Here is a 14,493-nt window from a genome sequence, read left to right as displayed (position 1 = left end):
CGCTAGGTGTGAGCGGACGCGCCGTTCGCCGGGGGATCAGCCGGGGTCGGGGCCTCGGTGAGGGTGCTGCAGAGGGCGAGGAGGCGGGTGCGCAGCGGCGCCGCGCGGTCGGCGAACCCGCGTTGGGCGGCCGCGTACTCGGCGCGCCCCTCCGCGGTCTCGATGCGGACCGGTGCATAGCCGTGTTCTTGCAGGTCGTAGGGGCTGGCGCGCATGTCCAGCTCCCGGACCTCGGCGGCGAGCGCGAAGCAGTCCCCGAGCAGCTCGGCCGGGGTGGCGGGCAGGAGCTTGTAGGCCCACTTGTAGAGGTCCATGGTGGCGTGCAGGCAGCCGGGCTGCTCCAGCGCCGCCTGGTCCTCCCGGCGGGGCTGCAGCGTGTTCAGCGGGCGGGCGGCCGCGGTGAAGAACCGGAAGGCGTCGTGGTGGGTGCAGGTCACCGGCAGCGACTCGACGACGGCGTCCGTGCCCGCCGCGCCCAGCCGCAGCGGGACGGGGTGGCGGGGGTCCGCGGTGCGGTACACCATCGCCCACTCGTGCAGGCCGAAGCAGCCGAACCGGCCGGGGCGCGCCGCCGTGGCGCCGACCAGGCCGTGCACGAACCCGGCCGTGCGCCGGACGCGGTCGGACACACCGTCGAGCATCCCGTCCCGGTACCCGGCCCGCGCGAACCCGACCGCGCGAACCCCGGGCCCGGGCTGCCACTGCTCCAGGTGCTGCGGGCGCAGCGAGTAGTAGGTGAAGAGGAAGTCCTCGACGGGGTGCGTCTCGCCGCGCTGTCGCCGCGCGCGGTGCGGGACCGTCCAGCGCTCCATCCGGGCGCGGTGTGCCGCGGCCCTGGCCCGCCACTCGGTCTCGGACAGCGCCGGCACGGGGGTCACTCCGCCCCGGTGTGCGTGGCGTCCCGCACGGTGCCGACGTAGCGCTCGATCAGGTCCTCCATCGCGACCATGCCGACCGTCGCGCCGGTGCGGTCGACGGCGCGGGCCAGGTGGGCCCGGGTGGTGCGCAGGGCGGCGACGGCCTCGTCGAGGCGGGCGTCGGCGGGGATCTCCGGCAGGCCCCGGACCCGGGCGACGGGGATGGCGGCGCCGGGGTCGTCCATGACGTCCAGCACGTCCTTCACGTGCAGGTATCCGGTGAACCGGCCCTCCGGCGCGCGCAGCGGGAAGCGGGAGAAGCCGGTGGCGGCGACGGCCCGCTGGACGTCCTCGACCCGCGGGTTCACCGGCAGCGACACGAGATCCGACGAGGGCACCACCACGTCCGCGACGGTGGCCTCGGCCGACCGCAGGGTCCGCGAGATGCGGGTGGACTCCTCGTCGTCGAGCAGGCCCTCGCGGCGGGAGTCCGCGATCATCTCGGACAGCTCGCCGGAGGTGAACGCGCTCTCCAGCTCGTCCTTGGGCTCGATCCGCAGCAGCCGCAGCGTGCCGTTGGCCATGGCGTTGAACAGCGAGATGAACGGCCGCATCACGTTCGTGAACAGCAGGAACGGCGGCACGAGCAGGATCGCCGCGCGCTCGGGCCCCGCGATGGAGATGTTCTTCGGGACCATCTCGCCGAGCAGGATGTGCGCCACCGACACCAGCGCGAGGGACAGCGCGAACGCGATCGGGTGGACCACGGCGGTCGGCGCCCCCACCCACTCCAGGGGCGCCTCGATGAAGTGGGCGACGGCGGGTTCGCCGAGCCGCCCGAGCAGGAGCGAGCAGATCGTGATGCCGAGCTGGGACGCGGCCAGCATCCGGGACAGGTGGGCGGTGGCGTTCAGGACGGTGCGGGCCCCGCCCACGCCCTGGTCGGCCATCGCCTCGAGCCGGTCCTTGCGCGCGCTGATCAGCGCGAACTCGGCGGAGACGAAGAACGCGTTCGCCCCGAGCAGGGCGATCGCGGCGAGAACGGCCCAGACGTCAGACATGCGCCATCCTGGCCACGCGCAGCTCGGCGATCCGGTTGCGGTCCCGGCGCATCACGGTGAGCCGCCAGCCGTCGACCGTGACGTCGTCCCCGACGGCGGGGATCCGACCGAGGCGCTCCAGGACCAGCCCCGCGATGGTCTCGTAGTCGCCCTCGGGCATCCGGAAGCCGGTCACCTCGGCGATCTCGTCCGCCCGCATCAGGCCGCTGACCAGCCAGGAGTCCCGCCCGAGCGGCCGGACGTCCGCCTGCTCGGCGCGGTCGTGCTCGTCGAGCACCTCACCGACGATCTCCTCGATCAGGTCCTCCAGGGTCACCAGCCCCGCGGTGCCGCCGTACTCGTCGACGACGACGGCGGTCTGCAGGCCCGTCTCGCGCAGCCGGGAGAGCAGCTCGTCGCCGTCGAGCGACGCGGGGACGGTCTCGGCGGGCAGGCACAGCGTGCGCACCGGGGTGGACTCGCGGTCCTCGGGCGCCACCCCGAAGGCCTGCTTGACGTGCACGAGACCCAGGACGGTGTCCGGGTCGCCGTCGTGCACGGGGAAGCGGGAGTGCCCGCTGCGGCGGGCGAGCCCGATCAGGTCGGCGACGGAGTCCGCGGCGTCGAGCGTGTCGACCCGCACCCGGGGCGTCATCAGGTCCTCCGCGACGCGGTCGGTGAACCGCAGGGAGCGGTCCAGGAGGGTGGCGGTGCCCTCGTCGAGGGTGCCGTGCTCGGCGCTGGACCGGACCAGCGAGCTGAGCTCGTGGGGGGAGCGGGCCGACCGCAGCTCCTCGGCGGGCTCGACGCCGAGCCTGCGCACGATCGCGTTCGCGCTGCGGTTGAGCAGGTCGATCAGCCAGCGGAAGGCGCGCGCGAACCCGCTCTGCAGCCACACCACGGCCCGCGCGGTCTCCAGCGGCTTGGCGATCGCGATGTTCTTGGGCACGAGCTCGCCGAACACCATGGACAGCGTGGTGGCGATCACCAGCGACACGAGCGTGGCGACGCCCGCGGCCACGCTCTCGCTCAGCCCCGACAGGGCGGGCCGGATCAGCTCGGCGATGGCGGGTTCGGCGATGTAGCCGGTGGCGAGCGTGGTCACCGTGATGCCCAGCTGGCTGCCGGAGAGCTGGAACGACAACGTCCGGTGGGCACGCTGCACGGCGCGGGCGCGGCGGTCGTCCACCGCGGCGACGTGCGCGTCCACCTGGCTGCGTTCGAGCGCGGTCAGCGAGAACTCCGACGCGACGGAGATCGCCGTGCCGAGCGTGAGGGCGACGACGGCCAGCAGCCCGAGGAGGGAGAGCAGGACCGTCACGAGGCTCCTCAGCGGAAAGGGATCGGGGTCAGCGTAGGCCCGCGGCCGGATACCCCCGACGCGGACCGGGGGAACATCACCGACGAACCCGACACCCGCGAGATGGCGCGGAGTGGTCCACAGCACGTCCGGGCCGCGAACGGCCGACCGGCGGTCTAGGTTGGACCACCATCGGAGGAGAGATCGACGACCCGTCCGGTCCGGAGCGCAGAGGCCCGGACCGGCCCTCAGACAGGACCGAGGTCAGGATGCCCGCGACGGCGCAGGTGCACGGCTCGACCATGCTCCCGGAGCACCTCCAGCACCATCACCGGGGTCCGGGGCACTCGCCCTTCATCGACTTCGACCGAGCGTCCTGGGCCCGGCTGGGGGAGACCAGCCCGCTGCCGCTGACCGCGGGCGAGCTGGAGCGCGTCCGGTCCCTCGGTGACGACATCGACCTGGACGAGGTCCGCGAGGTCTACCTCCCGCTGTCGCGGCTGCTGAACCTGCACGTCCAGGAGGGCGGGCGGCTCTACCGCGCCTACCGCACCTTCCTCGGCGGCACGGCGGCGCGCACGCCGTTCGTGATCGGCGTCGCGGGCTCGGTGTCCGCGGGCAAGTCGACCACCGCCCGGCTGCTGCGGCTGCTCCTCGCCCGGTGGCCCCAGCACCCCCGGGTCGAGCTCGTCACCACCGACGGCTTCCTGTACCCGAACGCGGTGCTCGAGGCGCGCGGCCTCATGCAGCGCAAGGGCTTCCCGGAGTCCTACGACCGGCGCAAGCTGCTGCGGTTCATCACCGACGTCAAGGCGGGGCGCGCCGAGGTGACGGCGCCGGTCTACTCCCACCTCGTCTACGACATCGTGCCGGACGAGCGGCTCGTCGTCCGCCGCCCGGACATCCTGCTGATCGAGGGCCTGAACGTGCTGCAGCCGGCGGGCGCGAACTCGGCGCTGACGGTCAGCGACTTCATCGACTTCTCGGTCTACGTCGACGCCGCCCCCGCGGACCTGCGGCGCTGGTACGTCGAGCGGTTCCTGCGGCTGCGCGAGACGGCGTTCCGGGACCCCGCGTCCTACTTCCGCCGCTACGCCGAGCTCGACCACGAGGACGCGGTGAAGCACGCCCAGAGCATCTGGGCCACGATCAACGGGCCCAACCTGGCGGAGAACATCCTGCCCACCCGCGGCCGGGCCAGCCTCGTGCTGACGAAGGGCCCCCGCCACGACGTGACCCGGATCCGGCTCCGCAAGGTCTAGTGCCCCGTCCAGGAACGTCGGGGCCGGAATCGGTGGCCGCCGAGCTCGGTCCTGAACGTTTCTGGACGGGGCACTAGTGCCCCCTACCGGGGCGTCCCCCGCATCCTGCAAGGATGTCCGCATGTCCGCGGAGAACGACGCGCTGCTGACCGAGGAGGCCACCCGGCTGCGGCTCGCGGTCGGGCGGCTGAGCCGACGCATCCGCATCGACGGCGGCGACTCCCTGCCGCCCCTGCAGCTCTCCGCGCTGAGCACGATCGCCCTGCACGCGCCGCTGCGGCTCTCCGAGCTCGCCAAGCGCGAGGCGGTCACCGCACCCACCATGTCCCGGGTGCTGGGCGCGCTGGACGACCAGGGGCTCGTCGTGCGCACCCCGGACCCCCAGGACGCCCGCGGCGTGCTGATCACGTTGTCCGACTCCGGGCGGGCCCGCCTCGACGAGATCAAGACGCACCGCACCGCGCTCGTCGCCCGGCGGCTGAGCAAGCTCGATCCCCGACAGCGCGAGGTAATCCGGGCGGCGCTGCCGGCGATCGAGGCCCTGCTCGAGGACGACGACTAACCCCGCTGCTCGACGACCTCCACGTCGTCCCCCCAGAAGCTGAGCAGGCCCGCGATCCGGGCCGACTCCGGCAGCGGGTCGGGGTACTCCCAGGCCACGTCCGCGAGCTCGGTGCCGTCGGGCAGCGTGGCGGTCCAGTACCGGGCCTCGCCCTTGTACGGGCAGCGCGACCGGGTCTCCGACGCCCGCAGCGGGACCCGCACCGCGTCCCGGGGCAGGTACCAGCGGTTGGGCAGGCCGGTCTCGCTCAGCACGAACGGCGCGTCCGAGGAGGCGATCACCTCGCCGCGGTGGCGCACCTCGACGTGGCGGCTGGTGGGGCGCACGTCGACCCGGGTGTAGGGGTCGGTGAGGTGGGCGAAGACCTCTTCGTCCTCGTCGTACCAGGCGTCCGCGGCAGACCAGTAGAGCGCCGCGTAGCCCTTGAGCCACGGCGCCTCGGGCTTGGGTTCCGGGTAGGACCAGACGGCGTTCTCCACGGTCCGGTCGCCGACGACGAGGGAGTGGTAGCTCGCGTCTCCCTTGAACGGGCAGTGGGTGCTGTGGTCGGTCGGGACCAGGACGTCCGCGTCGAGGTCCTCGAAGGGCACGTAGAGCACCGGCAGCAGCGCCGTCTCGTGCACCAGCACGCCTGCGGTGGTGTCGAGGATCGTGCGCCCGCCCAGCTCGGCGCGCACGCGGCGTGGGAAGGGCTGGGCGAACAGCTTGTGGGCGGGGCCGTCCAGTCGGTAGTTGACGGTGTGCGGCGGGTTCGGCGCGAGCGGTCCGTCGGCGCGGGTGAGTCCCATGTCACCCCCAACCGCGGCGGGCGGCGTCCTGTTCCGGGAGACTGTTGTTCAGCGCAACGTTGTGACGGGAATCGAAGTGTATGATTCGTGCTGTATGTCCCGATTTGTGAGAGGTGAGGCCCGTGAGCCCGAGCAGCGTCGCGCCGGTGGAGACCGGACCGGACTCCCTGCACCGCTTGGAGCACGAGATCACCGTGCTGATCCGCCGGACCGTGGAGCCGGTGTGGTCCGGCGGGTACGGCGCCCACGAGGCGGTGGACCGCTACACCTACCCGGCCCTGGCCGCGCTGGACGAGAACGGTGAGCAGTCCCTGACCGTGCTGACCGGCAGGCTCGGGGTGAGCAAGCCGACGGCGAGCAGGCAGGTCTCGCGGCTCTCGCGCGCCGGGCTCGTCGCGGTCCGGCCGGACTCGCGGGACTCCCGTTCGGTGGTCATCTCGCTGACCCCCGAGGGCGCCGCCCAGCGCGAGCTGGTGCGACACGCCCGGCTGGGGCCGCTCCACGCGGTGCTGGAGGGCTGGCCGCAGGAGGACCGGGACCTGCTGGGGTCGCTGTTGGCCCGCTTCAACACCGACCTCGACGAGTACCGGGCGCACGGGGGCCGCTGAGCCGACGCTGAGCCGGCGCCGAGCCGACGCCGAGCCGGCGCCGAGCCGATCTCGGGCCCGAGACACGCCCGCCGCCCGGAGCGGGCGCCGGGCCACCCCGCCGGGATGCCATAGTGGGGGCAGCGGGACGGGACGGGGCGCGGCGCGCCACACGACCGTCGGGACGGGAGGGGAGCGCCGGTGGACTCGCTGGTCGCCCTGGTCGGGCAGCTGTTGTCCGGCCTGCGCTCGGCCGCCGCGCCGGACCTCTGTCCCGGCGTCTGGGCCTGGGCGACCTCGCTGCTGGGCCTCGGGGTCGGCCTGCTGCCCGCGGTCGGGGCCTTCGTCGTGGCACTCCTGCGCAGGCGGATGGGGTCCGGCTACGGCGGTGGCCGCGGGCTGGTCCTCGGCGCCGTGGGCGTGGTGTTCGCCGGTGTGTTGCCGCTGCTGCTGTTCGTCGCGACCGGTCGGGTGTTCGCCGCCGCGGCGGCGGGCCGCCCGGTGCCGGGCCTCGGCAGCGCCGCCGCCCGCTCGCTCGAGACCAGCGCCTGCTTCGTCGGGCCGCAGAGCGCCTACCTGGGAGGAGGGTCGGTCCGCGCGGCCTTCGACCCGAACGACCCGGTGGGCCTCGGGGTCGCCGTCCTGCTGCTGGGGATCGTGCCGGTGCTGACCGCGCTCTTCGTCGCCGCGCAGGCGCGCCTGGTGCTGCGCCGGGGCCCGGCCTGGCCCGCGAAGTTCTTCTGGATCCCCGCGCTGGCGCTCGCGGTGCTGACCGCGCGGGTCCCGGCCGGTGCCGCCGAGCACCTCTGGGCGGGGGCCCTCATCGGTGCGTTCGCGGGGATGCTGCTGCTGATCGCGGTGCCGCCGCCCTCGCGGGAGACCGTCCGCCGGTCCCTACAGGGCGCGACCGGCGCGGCCTCCCGGGGCGTCCCGCCGCAACCCCGTGCGGACCTGCGCGAGCGGATGCAGCCGATCGTGCAGCGCACCCCGCCGCCCGCCGCGACCGGCCCCAAGCCGACCTACGCCACCTTCGACAGCGCCCGGCTCCCGAGCGCCCCGCCGACACCGCCGGTCCCCGAGCAGCGCGCCTCCGCGCCCCTGGCCGCCGAGCCGGGGGCGCTCCCGCCCGTCCCGGGCCGCCGCCCCGGCGGACCGGTCGGACCGACCGGGACCCGGGTCGCGCCGGTCGCCGGGGGCGGCACGGCCGGTCCGGTCGCCGGAGGCCCGGTGGGTCCCGTCGCAGCCGGTCCGTCGCCGGCCTTCGCCGGGGTCGTCCCGCCGCCCGCGCCCCGCGGGCAGCGCTTCCGGCTCATCGAGCGCATCGGCGCGGGCGGGTTCGGCCGGGTGTGGCTGGCCCACGACGCCAAGCTCGGCCGCACGGTCGCCCTCAAGTCCGCCCACGCCCCCGACGCGGAGACCGAGGAGCGGATCCGCCGCGAGGCCGCCGCACTGGCCGCGGTCCGGCACCCGCTGTGCGTCCGCATCCACGATCTCGTCCACGCCCGGTCGGACGCCGGACTCGCGCAGCTCGAGGGCCTGGTCATCGTGATGGAGCACGTCCAGGGCGTGCCCCTGTCCACGCTCGTCCGGGAACGCGGCCCGGTGGACGACGTGGCCGCCGCCCGCATCTGGGCGGGGGTCGCCGGCGCGCTCGACGCGGCCCACCAGCGGGGCGTGCTGCACCGGGACCTCAAGCCCGGCAACGTGATCGTCGACCCGGCGGGCCACCCGCACCTGATCGACTTCGGCATCGCCCGGCGCGCAGGCGACTCCACGCTCACCATGACCGGGTTCGTGCTCGGTACGCCGGACTACCTGGCCCCGGAGGTGGCGGGCGGCGCCAAGGCGAGCGTCCGCTCGGACGTCTGGCAGCTCGCGGCCACCGTCTCCTTCGCGTTGACCGGGTACCCGCCGCGCGGCGGCCACGCGGACGCGTTGTCGGGGCTGCGGGCGGCGGCGTCGGGCGCGCGGCTCACGCACCTGCCCCGGCGCACCGCCCACCTGTCGCTGCTCAAGCAGGCGCTGCGCAGCGACCCCAACCGCAGGCCGGACCTCGCCGCGACCCAGCAGCAGCTCGACGAGTGGCTGCGGCGCAACGGGGTCCCGGCGGCCGGCACGACCGTGGGCGCGGGGTCGCCGCGGCCGTGAGCGGCAGCCCCGCCGCGGGGATCGACGCCGCGGCGACCGCCGCCCCGCGGCTGGCGGGCGTCGACGCCGCGCGCGGCCTGGCCCTGCTGGGCATGATGGCCACCCACGTCCTGCCCCTGCACACGGCGGCGGGGGAGACGGTCGTCGGCGCGGTCGCGGCGGGTCGGGCGTCGGCCCTGTTCGCGGTGCTCCTCGGGGTCGGGATCTCGCTGGGCGCCCGTGCGCCGCGGGGGCCCGCCGCGGCCGGCCTGGTGGTGCGGGCGGTCCTGACCGGCGTCGTCGGGCTGGTGCTGGTGGGCTTCGACCCGCCCGTGGCGGTGATCCTCACCTACTACGCGCTGCTGATCCTGGTCGCGATCCCGCTGCTGTGGGCGCCGACCCCGCTGCTCGCCGCGGGTGCGGTGGTCGCGGCGGTCGGCACCCCGGTGCTCAGCGCGCTGCTGCGGGCCGGGCTGCCCGCGGGACCGGGGGCACAGGTCGGGTTCGCCGCGCTCGGCGACCCCGGGCCTGAGCTCGTCACGCTGCTGCTGACCGGGTACTACCCGGTCCTGACCTGGACGACGTACCTGCTCGCGGGCATGGCCGTCGGACGGCTGGAGCTGCGGTCGGTGCGCACGGCCGGGTGGCTGCTCGGGGGCGGGGCCGCCCTGTCCGCGGCCGCCACGGGGGCGTCGCACCTGCTCCTGACCCCCGAGGGGCTCGCGGCGATCGGCGGCGCCCGGCAGCTGGACGTGCAGCGCTACGGGACCCTCCCGACCGACACGTGGTGGTGGTTCGCCACCGAGCTGCCGCACACCGGCACCCCCCTGGACCTGCTGCAGACCACCGGCGCGGCGCTCGCGGTCCTGGGCCTGTGTCTGCTCGTGGCGCGGGCGCTGCCGTGGCTCGTCGTCCCGTTCGCGGTGATCGGCGCGGTGCCGCTGACGCTCTACGCGTTGCACGTCGTGTCGCTGGCGCTCTTCGGCGGCGAGGGCCCCGCCGTCTACCTGGAGCACGTCGCCTGGTGCCTGGCGATCGGGACGGCCGTGCGGCTGCTGCGGGTGCGCGGGCCGCTGGAGGCGATGGTGTCGGGTACGGCGCGGGCGACCCGGCGCGCGATGATCGCGTCATGAGCGAACTGCTGCTGCTCTCGAACTCGACGAACCACGGCGCGCAGCCCCTCGACCACGCCCCACTGGCCGAGTTCTACGGCGGGCGCACGGTCCTCTTCGTGCCCTACGCGCTCGCCGACCACGCGGGGTACGCCACCCGCATCGGGGAGGCGTTCGCCCGGGCGGGCGTGGCCCTGCGCAGCGTGCACACCGAAACCGACCCGGCGGCGGCGCTGGCCGCGGCGGAGGCGGTGTGGGTCGGCGGCGGCAACACGTTCCGGCTCCTCGCCACGCTCCAGCGGATCGACGGGCTGCTCGCGATCGGCACCGCGGTGGCCGCGGGTGCGCACTACGGCGGTGCCAGCGCGGGCACCAACCTGGCCTGCCCGACGATCCGCACCACGAACGACATGCCCATCGTCGAGCCCGCCGGGTTCGCCGCGCTCGGCCTGGTCGACTTCCAGGTCAACGCCCACTACCTCGACCCGCTCCCGGGTTCCACGCACATGGGGGAGACCCGCGCCGAGCGGATCCGGGAGTTCCACGAGGAGAACGAGACCCCCGTCGTCGGGCTGCGCGAGGGTGGCCTGCTGCGGGTGTCGGGGGAGTCGGTGACGCTCTCGGGCCGCGCCCGCGTCTTCCGGCGCGGCACGCAGCCCGAGGAGGTCGGCGACGGGCCGCTCAGGCCGTGGGGACCGCCAGCCTGAGCCCCACCTCGACCAGCATCCAGCCCACCCGGGTCCGCAGCGGACCCGCCCGTTGCCGGGAGCGTCTCGCCTGTCTGCGCAGCGTCGCGGCGCGCGCCTCGCGGAGCAGGTCGGCGTGGTGGTCACGGGCGAGGCGGTCGACGAGGTGGGGGTGCAGGAGACCGGTCATGCCGGTAAGTCGTACTCGCCCCGCCGCGCCGCCACGACCGGTTTTCACCGACCGTGAAGGGCGTTCACGCCCAGCGGACGACGTCCGCCTCCTCGAGCCGCGGCAGCCGCGGGAACCACGGGTTCTCCCCGGGGTGGCCGAGGTTCACGACGAGGATGGCCTGCTCACGGCCGCCGGGGAGGAACTCGGCGGTGACGGCGTCGGCGTCGAACCCGGCCATCGGCCCGGTGGCCAGGCCCTCGGCGCGGGCGGCCAGCAGGAAGTACCCCGCCTGCAGCGAGGAGTTGAACCTCGCCATCGGCGCGCGGCCCTCGCGGCCGGAGGCCTCGAACGAGTCCTTCATCTCGGCGCGGGCCGGGAAGGTCCGCGGCACGAACTCGTGGAAGTCGAGGTCCGCTGCCAGGATCGCGACCGCGGGCGCGGCCTCGGTCTTGGCCCGGTTGCCCTCGCTGAGCAGGGGGAGCAGCCGGCGCTTGCCCGCCTCGGTGCGGACGAACACCACGCGCAGCGGCTGGGTGTTGGCCGCCGTCGGCGGCCACTTGGCCAGGTCCCACACCGCGCGCAGCGTCTCGTCGGTCACGGGCTCGGGGGAGAAGGTGTTCGACGTCCGGGCCTCGGTGAACAACGCGGCGCGGCCCGCCTCGTCGAGCACGGGCAGACTCTGGGCAGTGGTCGAAGTCGTCACGAAACAGTAGAGCGCTCAACCGTGCGCGGGGCTTCCCCGCCGTGGCGCGCATCACGAAGTGGATCTTCGCGAACGGGACGATACGCTCGCGCGGTGCGCATCCGCCTCGCCGTCGTCGCCGCTGCCCTGACCATGACCCTCGCCGGGTGTGGGGGAGGGGGCTCGACGACCGACTGCGGGCTCGACGGCTGCACCGTCGCCTTCCCCCGCTCCGGCGAGGCGGCCGTGTCCGTCCTCGGGGTGGAGGCGCGCCTGGTGGGTGTGCAGGACCAGACCGCGGAGCTCGTCGTCGCCGGGCAGACGGTCCGGGTGCCGGTCGGCGGGGAGACCGAGGCGGCCGGGTTCACCGTCGGCGTCGAACGGGTGACCGACAGCGAGGTGCTGGTCCGGGTCCGCCCGTAGCCGCTCGGACGGTCGTCGTAGAGTCGTCGCCGTGCCGATGACCGCCAAGTACGCCACCACCTGCGGCGTCTGCTCGAAGCCCATCAGCCCCGGCGACGAGATCGCCAAGGCCGGATCGCGGTACGGGCACGTGGCGTGCGCCGCGAACCCGCCGGCGAAGGCCCCGCGGGCGGAGATGCCGTCGGTCGAGGGCGCCCTGGAGGTCTGGACGGACGGCGCGTGCTCGGGCAACCCCGGCCCCGGCGGCTGGGCCTGGGCCACCCGAGACGGCAGGCAGGCCTCCGGCGGGGAGGCCCGCACCACGAACCAGCGCATGGAGATCAAGGCCGCACTCGAGGCCGTGCGGGCGCTCGAGGGGCCGCTGGTCGTCGTCTCCGACTCCACCTACGTCGTGAACTGCTTCCGCGACGGCTGGTGGAAGGGGTGGATCGCCCGCGGCTGGCAGACCAGCGCCCGCAAGCCCGTGGTGAGCCGGGACCTGTGGGAGCCGCTCGTCGACCTGGTGAACGAGCGCGGTGACGTGTCCTTCCGCTGGGTGAAGGGGCACTCCGGGGACGAGATGAACGACCTGGTGGACCGACTCGCCGTCGAGCAGTCGAAGGCCGTCGCGACCGCCTGATGGGGTATTCTCCGCTCGTGCCGAGGACCCGGAAGCCGCTGGCTCCGCCGACGTGCGCGGAGTCCATGGCGGACGCGCTCGGATCGGTTCGCGCGGAGGGCCTCGAGCCGAGCGCGTTCGGACACACGGTCCTGGCGGCCCTGGCGTGCGGCGAGATCGACGCCGAGGAGGCCTGCGCCCGCCTCACGGCGCACTACCGCGGCTGAATGAGCTGGGACCCCTACCTCGATCTCGAGTCCGGCGTCCTGCGCAACCGCCTCGGCCTGACCGACGCCGCGGCGCTCGCCGCCGCCGAGGCCGAGTACACGACGGCGCGGATCTTCGGACTGCAGCGGTCCCCGCTTCCCGGCGGTTTCGACCTGGGGCACCTGCAGGCCTTCCACTGGCACCTGTTCGGAGACGTCTACCCCTGGGCCGGGCAGCTGCGCACCGTGCGGATGGGCAAGGGCGGCCACGCCTTCTGTCCGCCGGAGCAGATCCGGGTCCGAGCCACCGCCCTGTTCGACGGACTCGCGGCGGTGGACCATCTGCGCGGGCTCGACCGCGCCGCCACGGTCGCGGGCCTCGCGGCGCTCCTCGCCGGCATCAACGAGCTGCACCCCTTCCGCGAGGGCAACGGCCGCACCCAACGGACCTTCCTGCGCCAGCTCGCGGAGGAGTGCGGGCACCGGATCCGCTGGGAGGCATTGGATCCCGGCGAGAACGTCAGCGCCTCCCGCGCTGCGGTGAACGGCGACCTCGACCCGCTCCGGACGCTGCTGGACCGCCTGACGGTATAGGCGCGGCCCGGCGAGGGGACGGGACCGACCAGAGTCATGGACCTGTCATAATCTGCGGCGGTCGACGGCGGGCCGCCATCGCCGCCGGGGGTGCACCGTCAGCACCTCCGTCCACCTCAGTGGGGCGACGACGCAGGTCGTCGGCCGCCGCCTCACCCCGTGAGACGGGGACGAGACGTATCCGGCGGCCCGGAGGGTCGGACACGGGGAGGGTCGATCCGCACCTCACTTGTCATAACGTCGATTATCGGCTCGACGCGATGATGTCCCAGGCCCGACCAACCGACACCCGTCCCCGACGGCCCGCAGGACCCGCTCAGCGGACGAGACGGAAGAAGCCGCGCACCTGCTCGACGAACGACACCGGCTGTTCCAGTGCCGCGAAATGGCCGCCGTGCGGGAGCTCGGCGTACCAGCGCAGGTCGGTGAAGCGCCGTTCGGCCTCGCGTCGTGAGGGCCGGGTGAGGTCGTGGGGGTAGACCGACAGCCCGGACGGTGCGTGCACCGGGTCGCGGAAGTGGGCGAAGCTCTCCCAGTACAGGCGGGCCGAGGAGGTGGCGGAGGCGGTGAACCAGTAGACCGAGATCTCGTCGAGGATCGCCTGTCGCGACAGCGCGCTCGCCTCGTCGCTCCAGGCCAGGTACTTCTCGGCGATCCAGGCGGCCTGACCGGCGGCGGAGTCGGTCAGGGCGTAGCCGAGCGTCTGCGGGCGCGTCGCCTGCAGGGCCGAGTAGCCCCGGCCGGTGCGGGCGAACTCCTGCTCGGCCTGCGCGGCGGCGCGCTCCGCCTGCGTCGGGTCGTCGAACCCGCCCAGTGCGACCGATCCGAGGTTCACGTGGACGCCGGCGACCCGGTCGGGGGCCACCTCACCCAGTGCACCGGACACCGCCGAGCCCCAGTCGCCACCTTGGGCACCGTAGCGGGGATAGCCCAGCGAGACCATCACCGCGTCCCAGGCGCGGGCCGTGCGCTCGACACCCCAGCCGGTCGACGAGGGCTTGTCGCTCCATCCGTAGCCGGGCAGCGACGGGGCGACGACGTGGAACGCGTCGGCCGGGTCCCCGCCGTGGGCGCGCGGGTCGGTCAGCGGGCCGAGCACCTCGAGGAACTCGAGCACCGAGCCCGGCCAGCCGTGCGTGAGGACCAGCGGGAACGCGTCCGGCTCGGGCGAGCGGACGTGTAGGAAGTGGACGCCGAGCCCGTCGATCGTGGTACGGAACTGCGGGAAGGCGTTCACCCGCGCGGCGAACCCGAAGTCGTAGTCCTCCGCCCAGCTGCGGCACAGCTCCTGCGCCTCGTCGAGCGGCAGGCCCTGCGACCGGTCCGCCACCGGCTCGCGCTCGGGCCACCGGGTCCGACGCAGCCGGTCACGGAGGTCGGCGATCTCGGCGTCGGAGACCGTGACCTCGAACTGTTCGACGGTCATGAGATGACCTTTCGGTGACACGCTAGACTCGTTATGCGTGTCACGTTAGGAACGAGTGGAGTCTCCGTCAA

17 protein-coding genes are annotated in these 14,493 nt (G+C 74.3%); 10 read left to right on the top strand and 7 right to left on the bottom strand.

Translation table 11 applies throughout. The features are described 5' to 3' along the window. Positions 1-2: 2 nt before the first annotated feature. Genes BLS43_RS00185 through BLS43_RS00175 form a run of 3 tightly spaced genes read right to left on the bottom strand, consistent with a single transcriptional unit; the run spans position 3 to position 3,218 of the window. Entirely contained in the window at positions 3-878 is an 876-nt protein-coding gene (locus BLS43_RS00185; RefSeq protein WP_093074674.1) for a 3-methyladenine DNA glycosylase, read from the bottom strand. Further along, complete coding sequence (locus BLS43_RS00180) at positions 875-1,918, bottom strand: hemolysin family protein (protein ID WP_093074670.1); 1,044 nt, start codon at positions 1,916-1,918, stop codon at positions 875-877. The genes BLS43_RS00185 and BLS43_RS00180 overlap by 4 nt, the downstream gene beginning before the upstream one ends. Then, positions 1,911-3,218 carry a hemolysin family protein gene (locus BLS43_RS00175; protein WP_093074667.1) on the bottom strand — a complete coding sequence of 436 codons (1,308 nt, stop codon included), beginning with the start codon at positions 3,216-3,218 and terminating at the stop codon, positions 1,911-1,913. Before BLS43_RS00175 ends, BLS43_RS00180 begins: the two co-directional genes overlap by 8 nt. 281 nt (positions 3,219-3,499) lie before the next feature. Here BLS43_RS00175 and coaA point away from each other — a divergent pair, with 281 nt between their 5' ends. Then, positions 3,500-4,459: a type I pantothenate kinase gene (gene coaA / locus BLS43_RS00170; protein WP_093075956.1), complete on the top strand. Its 960-nt coding sequence runs from the start codon at positions 3,500-3,502 to the stop codon at positions 4,457-4,459. Positions 4,460-4,580: 121 nt separating this feature from the next. After that, the gene (locus BLS43_RS00165; RefSeq protein ID WP_093074664.1) at positions 4,581-5,021 is read left to right on the top strand and encodes a MarR family winged helix-turn-helix transcriptional regulator; all 441 of its coding nucleotides are present in this window, start codon (positions 4,581-4,583) and stop codon (positions 5,019-5,021) included. Here BLS43_RS00165 and BLS43_RS00160 read toward each other — a convergent pair. Continuing rightward, complete coding sequence (locus tag BLS43_RS00160; RefSeq protein ID WP_093074660.1) at positions 5,018-5,809, bottom strand: DUF427 domain-containing protein; 792 nt, start codon at positions 5,807-5,809, stop codon at positions 5,018-5,020. The genes BLS43_RS00165 and BLS43_RS00160 overlap by 4 nt on opposite strands. Before the next feature lie 122 nt (positions 5,810-5,931). Between BLS43_RS00160 and BLS43_RS00155 the strand changes: the two genes are divergently transcribed. The 4 genes from BLS43_RS00155 (at position 5,932) to pepE (ending at position 10,342) form a co-directional block, all read left to right on the top strand. After that, positions 5,932-6,417, top strand: coding sequence for a MarR family winged helix-turn-helix transcriptional regulator (locus BLS43_RS00155; protein WP_176921109.1), 486 nt, complete (start codon positions 5,932-5,934; stop codon positions 6,415-6,417). A gap of 180 nt (positions 6,418-6,597) precedes the next feature. Then, entirely contained in the window at positions 6,598-8,544 is a 1,947-nt protein-coding gene (locus tag BLS43_RS31575) for a serine/threonine-protein kinase (RefSeq protein WP_281245796.1), read from the top strand. Further along, positions 8,541-9,656, top strand: a complete 1,116-nt coding sequence (locus BLS43_RS00145) for a heparan-alpha-glucosaminide N-acetyltransferase domain-containing protein (protein WP_143029899.1) — start codon at positions 8,541-8,543, stop codon at positions 9,654-9,656. Before BLS43_RS31575 ends, BLS43_RS00145 begins: the two co-directional genes overlap by 4 nt. After that, on the top strand, positions 9,653-10,342 hold the full coding sequence (gene pepE, locus BLS43_RS00140) for a dipeptidase PepE (protein ID WP_093074650.1): 690 nt from the start codon (positions 9,653-9,655) through the stop codon (positions 10,340-10,342). Before BLS43_RS00145 ends, pepE begins: the two co-directional genes overlap by 4 nt. Here pepE and BLS43_RS00135 read toward each other — a convergent pair. Continuing rightward, positions 10,317-10,511: a hypothetical protein gene (locus BLS43_RS00135; RefSeq protein WP_093074647.1), complete on the bottom strand. Its 195-nt coding sequence runs from the start codon at positions 10,509-10,511 to the stop codon at positions 10,317-10,319. The genes pepE and BLS43_RS00135 overlap by 26 nt on opposite strands. A 64-nt stretch (positions 10,512-10,575) precedes the next feature. After that, the gene (locus BLS43_RS00130) at positions 10,576-11,196 is read right to left on the bottom strand and encodes a malonic semialdehyde reductase (RefSeq protein ID WP_093074642.1); all 621 of its coding nucleotides are present in this window, start codon (positions 11,194-11,196) and stop codon (positions 10,576-10,578) included. 93 nt (positions 11,197-11,289) lie between these two features. Here BLS43_RS00130 and BLS43_RS00125 point away from each other — a divergent pair, with 93 nt between their 5' ends. The 4 genes from BLS43_RS00125 to BLS43_RS00115 are packed head-to-tail and all read left to right on the top strand — an operon-like array spanning position 11,290 to position 12,996. Continuing rightward, the gene (locus BLS43_RS00125) at positions 11,290-11,598 is read left to right on the top strand and encodes a hypothetical protein (RefSeq protein WP_218129655.1); all 309 of its coding nucleotides are present in this window, start codon (positions 11,290-11,292) and stop codon (positions 11,596-11,598) included. Positions 11,599-11,635: 37 nt separating this feature from the next. Further along, the gene (locus tag BLS43_RS00120) at positions 11,636-12,217 is read left to right on the top strand and encodes an RNase H family protein (protein ID WP_093074639.1); all 582 of its coding nucleotides are present in this window, start codon (positions 11,636-11,638) and stop codon (positions 12,215-12,217) included. Positions 12,218-12,234: 17 nt separating this feature from the next. After that, positions 12,235-12,423, top strand: a complete 189-nt coding sequence (locus BLS43_RS29195) for an antitoxin VbhA family protein (protein WP_143029898.1) — start codon at positions 12,235-12,237, stop codon at positions 12,421-12,423. Continuing rightward, on the top strand, positions 12,424-12,996 hold the full coding sequence (locus BLS43_RS00115; protein WP_093074636.1) for a Fic/DOC family protein: 573 nt from the start codon (positions 12,424-12,426) through the stop codon (positions 12,994-12,996). It begins immediately after the preceding gene. A gap of 316 nt (positions 12,997-13,312) precedes the next feature. Here the strand turns inward: BLS43_RS00115 and BLS43_RS00110 are convergent, their stop codons facing one another. Then, positions 13,313-14,422: an epoxide hydrolase family protein gene (locus tag BLS43_RS00110; protein WP_093074633.1), complete on the bottom strand. Its 1,110-nt coding sequence runs from the start codon at positions 14,420-14,422 to the stop codon at positions 13,313-13,315. Positions 14,423-14,493 lie beyond the last annotated feature (71 nt).

The organism is Pseudonocardia oroxyli (assembly GCF_900102195.1).
GTDB classification, from domain to species: Bacteria; Actinomycetota; Actinomycetes; order Mycobacteriales; family Pseudonocardiaceae; genus Pseudonocardia; species Pseudonocardia oroxyli.
This window is presented reverse-complemented; position numbering and strand designations above follow the sequence as displayed.

What these genes read in the sequence shown, in the direction of transcription:
- BLS43_RS00160 (WP_093074660.1), bottom strand. Translation starts at nt 5,809, where the DNA reads ATGGGACTCACCCGCGCCGACGGACCGCTCGCGCCGAACCCGCCGCAC.
- BLS43_RS00115 (WP_093074636.1), top strand. Translation starts at nt 12,424, where the DNA reads ATGAGCTGGGACCCCTACCTCGATCTCGAGTCCGGCGTCCTGCGCAAC.
- BLS43_RS00135 (WP_093074647.1), bottom strand. Translation starts at nt 10,511, where the DNA reads ATGACCGGTCTCCTGCACCCCCACCTCGTCGACCGCCTCGCCCGTGAC.
- pepE (WP_093074650.1), top strand. Translation starts at nt 9,653, where the DNA reads ATGAGCGAACTGCTGCTGCTCTCGAACTCGACGAACCACGGCGCGCAG.
- BLS43_RS00110 (WP_093074633.1), bottom strand. Translation starts at nt 14,422, where the DNA reads ATGACCGTCGAACAGTTCGAGGTCACGGTCTCCGACGCCGAGATCGCC.
- coaA (WP_093075956.1), top strand. Translation starts at nt 3,500, where the DNA reads ATGCTCCCGGAGCACCTCCAGCACCATCACCGGGGTCCGGGGCACTCG.
- BLS43_RS00165 (WP_093074664.1), top strand. Translation starts at nt 4,581, where the DNA reads ATGTCCGCGGAGAACGACGCGCTGCTGACCGAGGAGGCCACCCGGCTG.
- BLS43_RS00180 (WP_093074670.1), bottom strand. Translation starts at nt 1,918, where the DNA reads ATGTCTGACGTCTGGGCCGTTCTCGCCGCGATCGCCCTGCTCGGGGCG.
- BLS43_RS00120 (WP_093074639.1), top strand. Translation starts at nt 11,636, where the DNA reads ATGACCGCCAAGTACGCCACCACCTGCGGCGTCTGCTCGAAGCCCATC.